Raw genomic sequence first — 15,027 nt, 5'->3', positions numbered from 1 at the left:
TGCGCATCTTATACAGTATGCCTTCGAGCGTTTTTCTATGGTCGGGCTTATTATAAATTCGACCACTTAAGTACATTACTTTTGATAAGACATTCCATGTCCCGTCTGTTAACATTAATCTTGGCATGTAGGTTCGGTGTAAAGTTTTCTGGCGAATTCAATTATACCTTATCTTCATGCTGTTTGTTTTTCATACCACAAAGATCAACACGCCCTAATTAATTTGGTGCAATGCGGTGAAAGTGTGCACAAAACTGGAACAAGGGGAGGAGTTAAGGAATAAAGAAGGAATTTTAGTTAATTGTTTTTATTGAATTTTAATTATTTTATGAAGTTGGTACTAAGCTTGCTAATAATACGCTGTAGGTAGATTCCTATATCGACGATTTCCAAAAGCGCCACGGTATTTTCCCAAAGTTGAATACCGTGGCGCTTTTTTATTTTTCGCGTGTATTTTATTTAGCCGTAACAATAGCAATAACAGTAGTAATGTTAAATTTTAATAAAGTAGGGAATAGCCACTAAAATAGCGCCTACAATCAGCAGCATGCTAACACTAGTCATAAAGTACGGAAACACCAATAACGACAAACCAATACAAAGTGGCACTACGGCTTTTTTTCTTCGCCCGTAAGTAAGGTAGCCAATACCTATGCCGCCAAACAAAACACTCCATGCAATTATTGATGCACTATCCATTTTTTCTCCATTTGAAGTTATTGTATAAAACCGAGCTTGTTCGAAACTTATAACTCAACATATCTGTATTTAATTTATCTATCTGCAATCGTTTTAGCAAACGCTAATAACTCACGTCTTAACCATTGGTGTGCAGGGGCATGGTGCAGCAGTGGGCTCCATATCATTTTTACTTCAATAGGGACTATTTGAAATGGCACCGGGCTGATTACTAAATCAGTATGAGAAGTTAATAACTTAGCTTGCCTGCGCGGTAGGGTGGCAATAAGTTGCTCTGATTGGCAAAGCAGGCTTGCGACCATGTAGTGGCGAGTAAAAACACGTATTTTACGGGTTTGTTCTAGTTGCCAAAGGGCTTCGTCTACCCAGCCTAATTTTTGCTTTCCCGATTTATTAGTAACAGCGGCCTCCGGCCCCCAACCTGCACGGTTTACCCAAATATGTTCTTTTTGTAAGTAGTCGTCTAACCCTGATTGTTGTAAAAATGTATTTTTAGGATGGGTTAAACAACAGTAATTATCTCGCCATACACTGGCTTGATGAAACGAGCGTGGTAGGCCGTTAAAGCGGTTTATGGCTAAATCTATAGTGCCTTTTTCCATGTCTTGTAGGTTTACGTCGCTTGGGCTCAATACATCAAAATTAATACCGGGGTTTTTACTAAGCTGCGCCGTTATAAAAGGGGCTATTAAGGTCGACTCTATATAGTCGTTTGCCATTATTCTAAACGTAACTTCAGCAGTTGCAGGGTTAAACTGCTCACTAGGTTGCGTAATAGCTTCAGCCATTTTTAATAGGGCCTCAACTTCAGGCTTTAATGAAAGTGCCTTTGCCGTTGGCGTCATAGAGCCTGCGGCACGCACCAGTAGCGGGTCGTCAAATAAATCGCGCAAACGTTTTAATGCGTTACTCATAGCAGGTTGCGTAAGCGCGAGCTTATTCGCAGCTTTTGAAACACTTTTTTCATCAATGAGTACATTTAAGTAAACTAACAAGTTGAGGTCGACGTTTCTTATATTCATATGATCAATTTAAATTATATGCTTTATTAATTATCTAAATTAAAGCCTGCTTGCTAAGGTGTAAACCATTAATGAAAAATAACCGCCATAACTGGCATCAATATAAGTGCTGTATTTATGCAAAATAAGCTAACAAATCAATCTAATAATGCGCTACAACACGTTGTAGCCAGTAAGCTTGCACGATCTGTTTTTGCTGGATTTGAGGCGATGTTTTCGCAATTTTTAAATATTACACTGGGTGCACAAAGCCGGTTTGAACAACGACAGTATCACAGTGTACAAAGTGCTATGCGTGAACGTTTACAGGTGTATGAGCGCGAAGTTAAAAACGTGAGTGAAGCCGTCAGAGTTATTGCTTATGCTGAACTTACTTGCCCGCAAACGTGGCAGTTAGCTAAAAATATTTATGGCGATATGGTACAAAATCACGAAAATAAACCTATTGCGCATACCTTTTTTAACTCAACATTTGGCGCAATTTGGGACGATAAAAAGATTCGTACTGTGCATTTGTTTGTATTAAAAGCAAAGTATCGTAGTGAGCCACGCTCTTATGAAAGCTTAGTGAGTAGGGTATCGCTACATAATGGGTTTAATAACGCCGTTAAAACGCTTATCACTAATCAAGTATTTAGAGTGCCGTTTAGTAATTTAGAACGCGATGTAGCCACATTACAAAGTACGTTAATGCAAGGCGCTAAGCAGCAATGCAAACAGGTGTACGAACTTATAAATTTAAACGACGGTTATATTGAATACGCCAACTCATTATTTTTTAGAAACAAAGCCTGTTATTTAATTGGGCGCTGCATTGCTAAAAATGGCGACAACATGCCTTTTGCCATTGCTATTTTAAATACCGATGAGGGACTAAAGCTTGATGCTGTAATGATGGGCGCCGATCAATTAAGTTTATTATTTGGTTTTGCACGCACCTATTTTATGGTTGATACCGATAAGCCCGCTCGTTATGTAGATTACTTAAGTGTGTTAATGCCACATAAACAACGCTTTGAGTTATTTAACGCCATTGGTTTTATAAAGCACGCCAAAACTGAGTTTTATCGACACAAGGTTGATACGACTAAAAATAGTCCAGCCAACTTTAAGTATGTTACAGCAGCAGGGACGCCAGGTATGGTAATGCTGGTATTTACTATTGAAGGGCTAGATTACGTTTATAAAGTAATTAAAGACAAATTTAGTGCGCCAAAAACAGCCACCAAAGCACAAGTGAAAGAAAAGTATAACTTTGTAAAACAAGCCGATAGGGTTGGTCGTTTGGTAGACACACACGAATTTAGATATTTAGCGTTTGATTTAAGCCGTTTTAGCGATGAACTGCTTGAGCAGATGAAAAGCCAAATTGGCAGCAGCATGGTTATATCTGGCAAGGCACTTATTTTAAAGCACGTTTATGTTGAGCGTAAAATGACCCCGCTTAATTTATATATTACCCGATGCGATAACAAAACCTTAGAGAGAGTTATGCATGATTACGGTAAAGCAATTAAAGAATTAGCCGGTGCTAATATATTTCCGGGCGACATGCTAATGAAAAACTTTGGCGTAACGCGATGGGGGCGAGTGGTGTTTTACGACTTTGACGAAATTTGCCCACTAACCGATTGCAACTTTAGAGAGGTGCCACAAACCCAAAATGCACTTGAAGAGCTAAGTAGTAACTCGTATTTTGATATAGCTGAAAACGATATATTTCCGAGCCAATTTAAGGTGTTTTTTAGCGCCAACGAGATTGCGTTTAATTATTTTAATAATGAGCACAGTAACTTGTTTTTAGCGACGTTTTGGCAAGGTTGTCAGCAACAAGTACACAATGGTTATCTACCCGATGTTTATCCTTACAAACAAAGTTGGCGCTTTTGAGGTTGTTTGAATCTGTGTTCATCCCCATCTATATGTTATTACAGTTTTTAAACTTGGAGCAACAATGAAATATATTTCTCATGAAGATGGTAATCTTGCATTTAGTGAAACCGAAAAGCCGGTTTTAAAGAGCCATGAAGTACTTGTTAAAGTTGCAGCAATAGGTGTAAACCGTGCAGACAGTATGCAGCGCCAAGGTAAATACCCGGCCCCTGCGGGAGATAGCCCTATTTTAGGTTTAGAATGTGCCGGTGTTGTTAGCGATATTGGCGGTAAAGTTGATAGAGTTTGGCTTAATAAGCGTGTTTTTGCCTTGTGTTCTGGTGGCGCTTACAGTGAATATGTAGCCGTTGATGCAAAGCAGCTTATGGAATTACCCGATGATGTAACAATGGCTGAAGGCGCTGCAATAAGCGAAGTGTACCTAACAGCATTTGGCGCGTTATTTGAGCTTGGTAAATTGCAAAAAGGGCAAACAGCGCTCATTCATGCAGGTGCTAGTGGTGTGGGCGGTGCCGCAATTCAAATGGCTAAAAGCGCAGGTGCTACCGTAGTTATTACTGCCGGTACGGATGACAAATGCCAACACGTAAAAGAACTCGGTGCCGATCATGCAATTAACTACAAAACTACCGACTTTGTAGAATATATGAAAGCAAATGAGTTAACAGCAAATGCAATTGTAGATCCTGTTTCGGGGAGTTACTTAAATAAAAATGCCGCTATTGCAGCGATGGATTGCCAAATTGTAATGCTTGCATTTTTAGATGGACGTTTTGCAGAAGTTGATTTTGCCGCGCTTTTACGCAAACGTATTTCGTTTCATGCCTCAACGCTTAGAAATCGTAGTATTGAGTTTAAACGCCAGGTGCGCGACGACTTTGTAGCACGCTTTTACAATGATATTGCCACTAAAAAGTACGACTTTAACCTGTATAAAATATTGCCTTGGAGCGACGCAAACGAAGCTCATGCTATTTTAGAGCGTAATGAAAATGCTGGTAAAGTTGTTTTACTTGTAGAGTAACTCTTTAATTTTAGGGTTTAGCCCATATACTAAGCCCTATAAAAAAACACTTAAGGTTTAATAATGAATCCAATACTAGCAATACTTAAAGAGAACAATGTAAGCGACGAAAAAGTAAAAGCATTGTTTGAAGCGTTTACTCAAAACCCAATGATGGCAATGGCGCTTGTTCAAGAGCTTGGTATTCCGCCAGAAAAACTACAGCAACTAATGGCAGTCGTAATGACTCAACCGCACCTTATTAAAGAAGCGACTGACGAACTTGGTTTAGATTTTGAAAAAGTAAAAGAAGCGAAAGAAAAACTAAATCAATAATTTTTTATGTGATAAAACATAAAACAATAAAAAAGCATAAGTATTTACTTATGCTTTTTTATTTGGCTTATTCTTTTATGACTACTCTTTTGGAAGTAGTACTGTGTCGATAACATGAATTACGCCGTTGCTTGCTTTTACATCAGCTTTTACAACTTTAGCGTCATTTATCATTACGCCCATGCTGTCGGCTTTAACCATAACTGATTGGCCTTGTAGTGTTTTCGCACTGTCTACATTCATTACATCGGCTGCCATCACTTTTCCAGACACTACGTGATAAGTTAATACCGCCGTTAACTTGTCTTTGTTTTCAGGCTTGAGTAGCATTTCTACAGTGCCTTCAGGTAATTTAGAAAATGCAGCATCTGTTGGTGCAAAAATAGTAAACGGTCCTTTACCTTGCAGCGTTTCAACTAAACCTGCGGCTTTAACAGCAGCAACAAGAGTAGTGAACGAACCATTTTCAACGGCTACTTCAACAACGTCTTTTTTCATACCATGATGATCAGCATAAGCCATTGTAGTAAATCCAAGGCTTGCAGTTGTAAACAATAATGCAGTAGTAATTTTCTTAAACATTTTATTTTCCTTTAAGTTAATACCCGTTGGTTTCGTTAAATGTTACGACGCTCTAAATTTAATCGATCAATTAAAATTAGTAGTCAACATGTTTTGTTACATCATTGATTGAACTGCAGCTAATTAGCAAAGTCATATAAATAGTTACTCAATTAAAGACTTGTTCAATTGAAGGGAATAGGCATGAAATTAGTTTATAAGTTTTGGAAAAATAACCGCTCTCTTATCGTATTTATTGCACTGATGAGCGTATTTAGAAGCGCTGTTGCCGATTGGTACGAAGTGCCAACAGGCTCAATGAAACCGACCATTCAAGAAGGTGACAGAATACTTACCGATAAAATGGCCTACGATATTCGCGTCCCATTTACGCACATAAAATTACTTAAATTAGCGGATCCACAAGCTGGTGATATTATTGTTTTTGATTCACAAGCTGCCGATAACCGTTTAATTAAACGTGTAATTGGTGTGCCAAGAGACACCGTTGCGCTTGAAAATAATGAGCTCATTATTAATGGTAAAAAACTTAATTATGCAGATCAGCGAAGCAACATAGACTCGCTTGATAAAATTGAAGATTTAAACGGGTTAGCGCATTCGATAAGAGTGGCAAATATTCCTTCACGTTTATCGGGGTTTGATGCAATTACAATTCCTGATGATTATTACTTAGCAATGGGCGATAACCGCGACAATAGCGCTGACTCGCGTGTAATAGGTTTAATTCCGCGTAACGAGTTATTAGGAAAAGCAGAGCGCGTTATAGTGTCACTTGATTACGATAATTATTACCTACCAAGAAAAGATCGCGTATTGAAAAAGCTGAATTAATTAGTAGTAATTAATTTTGTATAGCGCCCAATCAAATTTTATGAGCTCACATTTGGCTATTTTATAAATAAAATAAACTGCCTATTTAGGCAGTTTACTTATATAGTTTTTTACAAGCTTGGTAAGGTGGCTACGCTCTTGTTCGGTATTTAATACCTTACAAAAATCGCCACTTACTGCCGCGCCACAAGCACCTGCTTCAAACCATTGTGATAAATTATCTAAATTCACACCACCAACAGGTATTAATTGTGCTTCTGAAAATGGACCTGTTAATGCTTTAAAGTAACCAACGCCCATACTGCCCGCAGGAAATACCTTAATAATATCTGCCTTATATTCAATTGCATTTGCTACATCGGTAGGTGTTAGCGCGCCCATTAATACTGGTAACCCGTGCTGGTGGGCAAGTTCGACAACCGATTTGTTGGTATTTGGCGTTACAATAAACTGCGCGCCTGCATCAATTGCTTGCTGAGCAAGGGTGGTGTTAATTATTGTGCCTGCACCAATAAGTGCGTTTTTATGAGCTGCACGAGCTTTTGCTATTTCTTGCTCAAAGCCCGGTGTATTTGACGTGATCTCGAGTGCGTTTATGCCCGCATTAACTAAACAATCAATTAATGGTGCTACATCACCTTGTTGCTTTAAGCGCAGTATGGCGACTAATTTGTGTTGTTTTATTTGGCTACTTAGTTTTATTCTGTTGGCATATAAAATTTGGGTCATAATTACAATTCACTTTATTTAATACAGAGGCATTCGTATTGAATATACGACTAAACATTGCTTTTGCCCATAAAAAAACCGCTGATGTATCAGCGGTTTTTTATTGTATGAGTAATATTACATTACGCGCATACCAGGCTCTGAGCCGTCATCTGGGTTAAGAATATAAATTTCTTTTCCGCCAGGACCTGCTGCTAATACCATGCCCTCAGACATACCAAAGCGCATTTTACGAGGCTTAAGGTTAGCGACCATAACGGTTAACTTACCTTCGAGATCCTCTGGTGCGTAAGCTGATTTAATACCTGCAAACACTTGGCGAGTTTCGCCGCCTAAATCAAGTGTTAGCTTAAGTAGTTTATCAGCGCCTTCTACGTGCTCTGCTTTAGCAATTTTAGCTACGCGTAAGTCTACTTTTGCAAAGTCATCAAATTCTATTTCGTCGCTAATCGGCTCTTTTGCAAGTGGGCTGTTAGGGTCAATAGTTACTTTTGGCGCTAAGCTTTCTTTAGATTCTTCAACCATTTTATTTACTTTATCCATTTCAACACGCTGCATTAACGGTTTAAATTTATTGATAGGGTGGCTTACGAGAGCATTTTGAACGCCGTCCCATGCAAGGTCGTCATTTAAAAATGCTTGTACGTTGTCGGCCATTTCTGGTAGCACTGGTTTTAAGTAAGTAATTAAAACGCGGAACAAGTTAAGACCAAGAGAACACACTTCGTGTGCTTCTTGTTGCTTAGTGTCATCTTTAATTAATACCCAAGGTGCTGCGCCATCAATAAATTGGTTTGCTTTGTCGGCAAGCGCCATTATTTCGCGAATTGCGCGGCTGTAATCGCGGTTCTCGAAATGTGTTGTGATGCTAGGTGAAGCCGCTTGAAATTCAGCTAAAAGCTCTGGTTGCATAATAGTGCTGCTTAGCTTGCCATCAAACTTTTTAGTAATAAAGCCAGCACAACGGCTCGCTATGTTGACTACTTTACCTACTAGGTCTGAATTTACGCGCTGTGCAAAGTCTTCTAGGTTTAAATCAAGATCAACAATACCGCTGCTTAATTTTGCTGCGTAGTAGTAACGTAAGTACTCTGGGTTTAAGTTATCTAAATAAGTACGCGCTTTAATAAACGTGCCCTTCGATTTAGACATTTTTTCGCCATTTACAGTGACAAAACCGTGAGCGAATACGTTAGTTGGCTTTCTAAAATTAGCGCCTTCTAGCATTGCTGGCCAAAATAAGCTGTGGAAGTAGATAATGTCTTTACCAATAAAGTGATAAAGCTCTGCGTCTGAACCCTCAGTCCAAAATTCATCAAAGTTGATGCCTGTTTTGTCACACAGGTTTTTAAAGCTCGCCATGTAACCAATAGGGGCATCTAACCAAACGTAGAAGTATTTGCCCGGTGCATTTGGAATTTCAAAACCAAAATAAGGTGCATCGCGGCTAATATCCCATTGCTGCAGGCCATCGGTAAACCATTCATCTAGCTTATTAGCCATTTCTTGTTGAATAGTGCCCGAGTGTAGCCATTCTTTTAGCATGCCTTCAAATGCTGGTAGGTCAAAAAAGTAATGCTCAGAATCTTTAAGTACAGGCTCAGCGCCCGACATTACAGAACGTGGGTTGATTAAATCTGTAGGGCTGTATGTAGCACCACATGAATCACAACTGTCGCCGTTTTGGTTTTCAGACTTACACGTTGGGCAAGTACCTGTTACAAAACGATCGGGTAAGAAAATACCTTTTTCAGGGTCGAATAATTGCGAAATAGTGTGCTTTTTAATATGACCGGCATCGTTTAGCCGGTTATAAATAAGCTCGCTTAATTCTTTATTTTCTTGGCTGTGTGTGCTGTGGTAGTTATCAAATTTGATATTAAAGTCAGCAAAGTCGCGTTGGCGCTCTATGCTCACTTGTTTTACCGCTTCTTCAGGCGTGATCCCTTGCTTTTGCGCATTAAGCATAATTGGTGTGCCGTGGGCATCGTCTGCGCAAACATAATAAGCTTCGTGGCCCTGTAGTTTTTGAAAACGTGACCAAATATCAGTTTGAATATATTCCAATAAATGACCTAAGTGAGTAGGGCCATTTGCATAAGGTAATGCGCTGGTAATCAGGATCTTTCGCTGCGTCATAATCATTCCGAATTGAGGATAAAACGCCGTTTTTATTATACAAACGGCAATTATCATTAATTTATCTACAAGCTATCTGCTTAGAGTGCGCACAGCTCATGGATTTTTATTAATTGACTGGTGTTAATGCCCTGAATGTTACATAATTCCGTGGCACTTTTCATCAAAGAAACGCTATTTAATTGCTATGTTTGGACTGTCGAAACTATTCTCTTCTAAATCGGTGCAAAAACAACCGATTATTACTGCCTTAGCGGCATATCGTAGTGCGGCTTTTGCCGTCGGTATTGACGAAAGCTTCATTAATACTATTACTCAAAATGACGATAAATCACTACACATTAAATTAACCCTGCCATTTGCTGGGCAATCAGAAATGCCTTTAGTGGAGCAGCACGTAAGTGAGAGCTTAAATGTGCCTGTAACAATTAGCGCCAAGGTTATCATTAAAGAGGCAGCTAAGTTTAAGGCGATTAAACATATTGTGCTTATTGCCTCAGGCAAAGGCGGAGTAGGTAAGTCGACTACTGCTGTTAACTTGGCGGGTGCCCTTAAAAACGAAGGCGCAAAGGTCGGTATTTTAGATGCTGATATTTATGGCCCATCTATTCCAATGCTTTTAGGCTTGGTGGGTGCAGAGCCCGTCACTAAAGATAACAAACAGCTACAGCCTTTTGATGCAAACGGCATTAAAGCGCAGTCAATTGGCTTTTTAGTCCCAAGCGATGACGCCACCGTATGGCGCGGGCCAATGGCTTCAGGCGCGCTTAGCCAATTGCTTAACGAGACTGATTGGGGCGAGCTTGATTACTTAATTGTAGATATGCCACCGGGCACTGGTGATATTCAACTTACAATGAGCCAAAAAGTACCAGCGAGCGGCACTGTTATTGTCACTACGCCGCAAGACTTAGCCCTTGCCGATGCGCAAAAAGGCATTGCCATGTTTAATAAAGTAAACGTGCCAGTGCTGGGCTTAATAGAAAACATGAGCCATTACATTTGCAGCCATTGCGGCGAAGCTAACCACGTATTTGGTAAAGACGGCGCACAAAAACTTGCGCACAAGCACGGCGTACCCGTACTTAGCCATATTCCACTTGCAATAGATATACGCGAGTATTCTGAGCAAGGAAAACTTATTGCCAACGATAACGACGCGGCGATAAGCAAAACATACAGCGCAGCAGCGAGGCTTATAGCCAGCACGCTCTATTATCAACAGCATCACAATGCAATTGAAATTGTGATTACAGAAGATTAATAAATAATGAGACTTTCAGACACACATATTAATGAATACCTAAGCGATGGTCGCATTGTTATTGAGCCTGCGCCAACAAGTGACATGATTTCAGGCGTAACTGCCGATTTGCGATTAGGTAATAAATTCAGAACTTTTAATGCGCATAATGCAGCATACGTCGATTTAAGTGGTCCAAAAGATCAGCTAAATAAAGCCATGGAATCAATCATGAGTGAAGAAATAGTGCTTGATGAAGGTGAAGCATTCTTTTTACACCCAGGTGAACTCGCACTTGCTATAACGCACGAAAAAGTAACTCTGCCAGCAGACATAGTAGGGTGGTTAGATGGGCGCTCATCGCTTGCGCGTTTAGGTTTAATGGTGCATGTAACTGCGCACCGAATCGACCCAGGCTGGAGCGGTAATATTGTTTTAGAGTTTTACAACTCAGGTAAATTACCACTGGCGCTTCGCCCACTGATGAAAATTGGTGCTATGAGCTTTGAAATGCTATCGGGCCCGTGTGAAAACCCATACAACATCCGTAAAGATGCAAAATATAAAGATCAAAACAGCGCAGTAGCAAGTCGTATTAGTGACGATAAGTAATTACTAAATAAAGCTTTTATTCGTCCATTTTATGAAGCGCATAACCCTGTAGTGCAAAATACTGGTTAAGCGCTTCATTTGCTTTATTAAGCGTGTGCAACAAGTTTGCTAAGTATAAAGATGAAAGTTTTATACCTTTAATTCAATATTTACAATAATAGCCATTTATTTTAATAGTGAAGTGAGAATACAACGGTAATTAATGATTCTTCCCTTTGGTACTATCTATTCAAACAAATCTTTCTTTAAACGCCGTAGGGCTTAATCCGATTATCTTAATAAATACTTTGCGAAAACTGTTAACATCGTCATAGCCAATATTCAGAGCCACTCGCTCAAAACTGTGAGTGGTCGATTCTAATAGCTCACATGCCTTTTGCACTCTTATTTTTTGAATATACTGTATCGGCTTTAATGTTGTGGCATGGGTAAATTGTCGAAGAAATGTTCGCTCGCTCATACAGGCCAAAGCTGCTAGCACAGAAACATTCAGTGTTTTACTATAATTTGCTTGAATGAAATGCTGAACTAGTAATATTTGTTTATTCCCGTGATTAAGTTTTGGCGAAAAGCTACCGTAATAGCGTTGTTCTCTTCTACCCGTATCAACGATAAGAAACTTTCCAAGTGTACGCATAACGTGTGGTTTTGTGAATTGAGCCACGATTTCTAGCCCTAGATCAATCCATGACATCAGCCCTCCTGCGCTAATAATATCACCGTCATTAATTAGTAAACTTTCAATCTCAAGAGATACTTTGGGGAATGTCTCATGAAATTCATCAGCTAATTGCCAATGTGTTGTAGCAACACGATTATTTAATAAGCCTGTTTTGGCAAGTATAAATGCACCAGCGCAAGCAGAGCATAATATAGTCCCTTTTTGATGAGCCTCGTTGAGGTATTGCAACAACTTGGGTTGAGGCGTGTAGTAATAATCACCATCTAAGTTTGGTGGGAGAATAATAATATCACTTTGGCTCATCCCATCTAAATCTATATCGGGCTGAATGACCTTTACAGAGAACTGAACTTCAAGCTGGCTTTCTATAACTATCCTGTTTGCCAAAAAAAATAACTCTTTAAAGCCTTGTACTGCACTTTGTAGGGCGTTGGGGTAGTCGATAATTGTGATCTGAACATGCTTTGTCATTTTTAAACTGATTTATGGCTATTTCGCCATCGGTGTAATGAGTTGATGTTTTGCATAATAGTCTCAACAGATAACCTAAACAACATAAGAGAGATTATTATGTCTAACATAGCATTACTACTTATTGATTTACAAAACGATTATTACTCTACATTCGAAGGAGCTAAATGGCCTCTGTCTGGAACTGAAAAAGCCTCAGAAAATGCAGCAATACTACTAGCTCAATTTCGTGATAATGGTATGCCTGTAGTTCATGTTCGTCATGAGTTTCCTTCTGACGAGGCTCCGTTCTTTGTGCCTAACTCTGATGGTGCGAAAATCCATCCTACGGTTACTCCAATTGAAGGTGAGCCGGTCGTTTTAAAGCATCAAATAAATAGTTTTCGCGATACTGATTTACAAAGAGTACTAGAAGAGCTCAACGTTGAAAGGTTGATTATTGTTGGTGCTATGAGCCATATGTGTATTGATGCTGTTACTCGTGCTGCAGTAGATTTTGGCTATGAATGTCATGTAGCACATGATGCTTGTGCTACATTAGATCTTGAATTTAATGGGGTGGTAGTATCTGCACATAATGTTCATCATGCATTTATGGCTGCATTGAGCTTTGGTTATTGTAATGTTCAGAGCACAAACAAATTACTAGATTTAGTTCGCTAACCATTAGTACAGGTAATGGTTTAGCTAAGCATCACTTTATGAGCTGATTTAATCCATTTTATGAAGCGCATAACCCAGTAGTTCAAAGTACTGGTTAAGCGCTTCATTTGCTTTATTAATATGCTCAGCGTTTGGGTATATTAAATTACTACTTTGTAAGCCCCCCACTAAAAAGCTATTTTTTATACTTGAATGCCGCTCAATACAGGCTTCAAAACAACGTGCAGCAAGTTCTTCTGGCATGCTCATATAATTCATGTTTTGTGCTTTATCGTGTTCCATGCATGTTTGTACAAAGCTATTTGCATCAACGCCGTGCTCATCTAAAAATACATTTTTATAAAAACTGTTCAAAGCATTATTAAGTGGGTGCGATAAATTAGGCGTGTTTGAAAGCCATAATTTTGAGGCAAAACCAAATCGTGGTTTTGCTGCAAATAAATGCTCGCTTATATGATGGTCAAACGCATGAAACCATTCGTGAGCAAGTGCACCACCGCCTGCATTTTTTGCAAGGGCAAGTGTTTGAGAGGCTGCATTATAATGCGCTTGTACACCTTTTTGACCGCCATGACCAAATGCAAAATTAAGTTTGCCACGAAGACCAATAGCTTTGGGCGGTAAATGCAGTATTTGTGCAAGGTCGGCCAGTGCATCGTAAATTAAATTAGCGCTAATGTAGCGCTCTTCTTTAGTTACCCATTTACCGACGACCATAGATCTAAAGCCAAAGGTATCTCTTATATCGCTAAAGTCGACTTGGTCGTCAAAGCGATAGTCGGGGCCTTGGCGAGTAAAGCCACGTTTTAGCCTGTTAGGGTAGTTACGCATTGCAAGTTTCATATAGTAACGAATTTAATCTAAGTAACGTGCTTTTACGTGCTCGGGCATGTGTTGGGTTTGTTTTTGTATTAATTCATCAAGCACATTATAAAGTGGTGCAGGATTTAGCTGCTCTATTAAAAACAAACTATGTGCTACGGCTTCAAGTGTGGATAGGCTGTCGGCCCTAGGGGCTTTACGAATAGCATAACGATTTTTAGGTAACTGTTTAAAACTGACCGTTTTGAATTGATTTAGCAATGTGGTGAGCTGCAAAATTTTGTAGGCTTTTTTCCATGTACCATCAACCACGATTAAATGGGTGATGTTTTTTATATTAGATTGCTCAGCGCTATCGTCTAAATTTACAGCGTGTTCGTTAGGGTAGAGCAAAACAGTTGAGCTTACTGGCAGTGATTTAAGAATAGAAAAGTCGTCATTATTTTCGCCTTTGACTATTTGGCAATCAGTTAGACACAAATTGAGTAGTTTAGCGGTATTCTTTGCTATTTTTTCTTCGCTTGGGTGCTGTAGAATAATAACCTTAACTTTGTTGTTTATATTTGTAATTGCGCTGCAAATACAGGTGTTAAGTGCAAAGTTACAATGATTACAAAGTGTGCGTGCCATTTAATAAACTTTTTGTTGCCAGTATGATCCCCACAATTATACATTTATAAGGTAATTAAGTTGGTTTTTTTTACGCATCTATATAAAGTAGTACTATTAAACTGTAATTTACATGGATTGTTTTAAGGGCTTAAAATATGACAGAAATAAATATTGATACATCAGCATTAGAGAGTATGGAATCGTTATTGGGTGAGCAGTTTGCTGATACACTTGATTTTTGCTGCTCGGAGTTTGAGCGTTTAGGCTCTGAAGTTTTAGCAACCATTGGAAAAGACAGAGAAGCGGCGATTCGTCATTCTCATAGCTTAAAATCTAACGCTGCGCAGTTTGGTGCTTCAAGCCTTGCTGAAGTATCTCGCGTTATTGAACAAAATTTAAACCTAGATAACTTAGCTGAAGCCATCGACGCATCTAATAGCTTAATGGCTCAAGTAACAGGCTCTCAAGCTAAGCTAAATGAATGGTTAGCATCTCGTTAATTATTGAAACTGAAACGTGAATTTATTTCAGTACTAAGTAATCAAATACACTGGCATTTTGCGCCTTTACTAGGTTAGTCTAAAGACTCACTAGGGCGTGTTGATCTTTCGGGATTGAATTTGCAACGAGTGTCTGGTTTTTAGGTTAGGCAGAGCCTATGCAGTGTGGTTTTTCCACATAAATA

At 39.2% G+C, this 15,027-nt stretch carries 16 protein-coding genes and 1 pseudogene; 8 read left to right on the top strand and 9 right to left on the bottom strand.

The window, feature by feature from the left end; all coding sequences use genetic code 11:
* The 3 genes and pseudogenes from QL998_RS13820 to QL998_RS13810 all read right to left on the bottom strand — a co-directional run.
* Positions 1-127, bottom strand: a pseudogene (locus tag QL998_RS13820) (IS5/IS1182 family transposase); the annotation flags it as partial.
* Positions 128-492: 365 nt separating this feature from the next.
* Entirely contained in the window at positions 493-699 is a 207-nt protein-coding gene (locus tag QL998_RS13815) for a hypothetical protein (protein WP_008169332.1), read from the bottom strand.
* Between the two features lie 74 nt (positions 700-773).
* A complete protein-coding gene (locus QL998_RS13810; protein ID WP_182196953.1) occupies positions 774-1,721 on the bottom strand; it encodes a LysR family transcriptional regulator in 948 nt (315 codons plus the stop codon).
* A gap of 117 nt (positions 1,722-1,838) precedes the next feature.
* Between QL998_RS13810 and aceK the strand changes: the two genes are divergently transcribed.
* The 3 genes from aceK to QL998_RS13795 all read left to right on the top strand — a co-directional run bounded on the left by aceK (position 1,839) and on the right by QL998_RS13795 (position 4,953).
* Entirely contained in the window at positions 1,839-3,611 is a 1,773-nt protein-coding gene (gene aceK, locus QL998_RS13805) for a bifunctional isocitrate dehydrogenase kinase/phosphatase (RefSeq protein ID WP_182196951.1), read from the top strand.
* A 64-nt stretch (positions 3,612-3,675) separates the two neighbouring features.
* Positions 3,676-4,638, top strand: coding sequence for a zinc-binding dehydrogenase (locus QL998_RS13800; protein WP_290192892.1), 963 nt, complete (start codon positions 3,676-3,678; stop codon positions 4,636-4,638).
* Between the two features lie 63 nt (positions 4,639-4,701).
* Complete coding sequence (locus tag QL998_RS13795) at positions 4,702-4,953, top strand: DUF2999 family protein (RefSeq protein ID WP_024604159.1); 252 nt, start codon at positions 4,702-4,704, stop codon at positions 4,951-4,953.
* Positions 4,954-5,034: 81 nt separating this feature from the next.
* Here the strand turns inward: QL998_RS13795 and QL998_RS13790 are convergent, their stop codons facing one another.
* The gene (locus QL998_RS13790) at positions 5,035-5,535 is read right to left on the bottom strand and encodes a fasciclin domain-containing protein (protein WP_149592549.1); all 501 of its coding nucleotides are present in this window, start codon (positions 5,533-5,535) and stop codon (positions 5,035-5,037) included.
* Positions 5,536-5,718: 183 nt separating this feature from the next.
* Here QL998_RS13790 and lepB point away from each other — a divergent pair, with 183 nt between their 5' ends.
* Positions 5,719-6,369 carry a signal peptidase I gene (lepB, locus tag QL998_RS13785; RefSeq protein ID WP_290192891.1) on the top strand — a complete coding sequence of 217 codons (651 nt, stop codon included), beginning with the start codon at positions 5,719-5,721 and terminating at the stop codon, positions 6,367-6,369.
* Between the two features lie 81 nt (positions 6,370-6,450).
* On the opposite strand, the gene QL998_RS13780 is transcribed toward lepB, so the two are convergent.
* Both QL998_RS13780 and metG read right to left on the bottom strand, forming a co-directional pair.
* Positions 6,451-7,098: a bifunctional 4-hydroxy-2-oxoglutarate aldolase/2-dehydro-3-deoxy-phosphogluconate aldolase gene (locus QL998_RS13780; RefSeq protein ID WP_024604161.1), complete on the bottom strand. Its 648-nt coding sequence runs from the start codon at positions 7,096-7,098 to the stop codon at positions 6,451-6,453.
* Positions 7,099-7,215: 117 nt separating this feature from the next.
* Positions 7,216-9,237 (bottom strand): methionine--tRNA ligase, encoded by a 2,022-nt coding sequence (gene metG, locus QL998_RS13775; protein WP_290192890.1) that lies wholly within the window; start codon positions 9,235-9,237, stop codon positions 7,216-7,218.
* A 187-nt stretch (positions 9,238-9,424) separates the two neighbouring features.
* Between metG and apbC the strand changes: the two genes are divergently transcribed.
* Positions 9,425-10,501, top strand: a complete 1,077-nt coding sequence (gene apbC, locus QL998_RS13770) for an iron-sulfur cluster carrier protein ApbC (RefSeq protein ID WP_024604163.1) — start codon at positions 9,425-9,427, stop codon at positions 10,499-10,501.
* Positions 10,502-10,507: 6 nt separating this feature from the next.
* The gene (gene dcd / locus QL998_RS13765; RefSeq protein ID WP_007582539.1) at positions 10,508-11,092 is read left to right on the top strand and encodes a dCTP deaminase; all 585 of its coding nucleotides are present in this window, start codon (positions 10,508-10,510) and stop codon (positions 11,090-11,092) included.
* Between the two features lie 229 nt (positions 11,093-11,321).
* Here dcd and QL998_RS13760 read toward each other — a convergent pair whose 3' ends face one another.
* Complete coding sequence (locus QL998_RS13760) at positions 11,322-12,245, bottom strand: helix-turn-helix domain-containing protein (RefSeq protein WP_290192889.1); 924 nt, start codon at positions 12,243-12,245, stop codon at positions 11,322-11,324.
* A gap of 99 nt (positions 12,246-12,344) precedes the next feature.
* Between QL998_RS13760 and QL998_RS13755 the strand changes: the two genes are divergently transcribed.
* Positions 12,345-12,908: a cysteine hydrolase family protein gene (locus QL998_RS13755; protein WP_010554235.1), complete on the top strand. Its 564-nt coding sequence runs from the start codon at positions 12,345-12,347 to the stop codon at positions 12,906-12,908.
* Positions 12,909-12,956: 48 nt separating this feature from the next.
* Here the strand turns inward: QL998_RS13755 and QL998_RS13750 are convergent, their stop codons facing one another.
* Positions 12,957-13,739: a CLCA_X family protein gene (locus QL998_RS13750; protein ID WP_024604848.1), complete on the bottom strand. Its 783-nt coding sequence runs from the start codon at positions 13,737-13,739 to the stop codon at positions 12,957-12,959.
* A gap of 24 nt (positions 13,740-13,763) precedes the next feature.
* On the bottom strand, positions 13,764-14,360 hold the full coding sequence (locus QL998_RS13745) for a tRNA-uridine aminocarboxypropyltransferase (RefSeq protein ID WP_010554237.1): 597 nt from the start codon (positions 14,358-14,360) through the stop codon (positions 13,764-13,766).
* Positions 14,361-14,497: 137 nt separating this feature from the next.
* Here QL998_RS13745 and QL998_RS13740 point away from each other — a divergent pair, with 137 nt between their 5' ends.
* Positions 14,498-14,842, top strand: a complete 345-nt coding sequence (locus QL998_RS13740) for an Hpt domain-containing protein (RefSeq protein ID WP_007582543.1) — start codon at positions 14,498-14,500, stop codon at positions 14,840-14,842.
* Positions 14,843-15,027: the final 185 nt, after the last annotated feature.

Source organism: Pseudoalteromonas sp. APC 3691 (assembly GCF_030408135.1).
In the GTDB taxonomy this organism is placed as follows: Bacteria; Pseudomonadota; Gammaproteobacteria; order Enterobacterales; family Alteromonadaceae; genus Pseudoalteromonas.
Note: the sequence above shows the minus strand (reverse complement) of the source record. Positions and strands in the feature narration are given on the sequence as shown.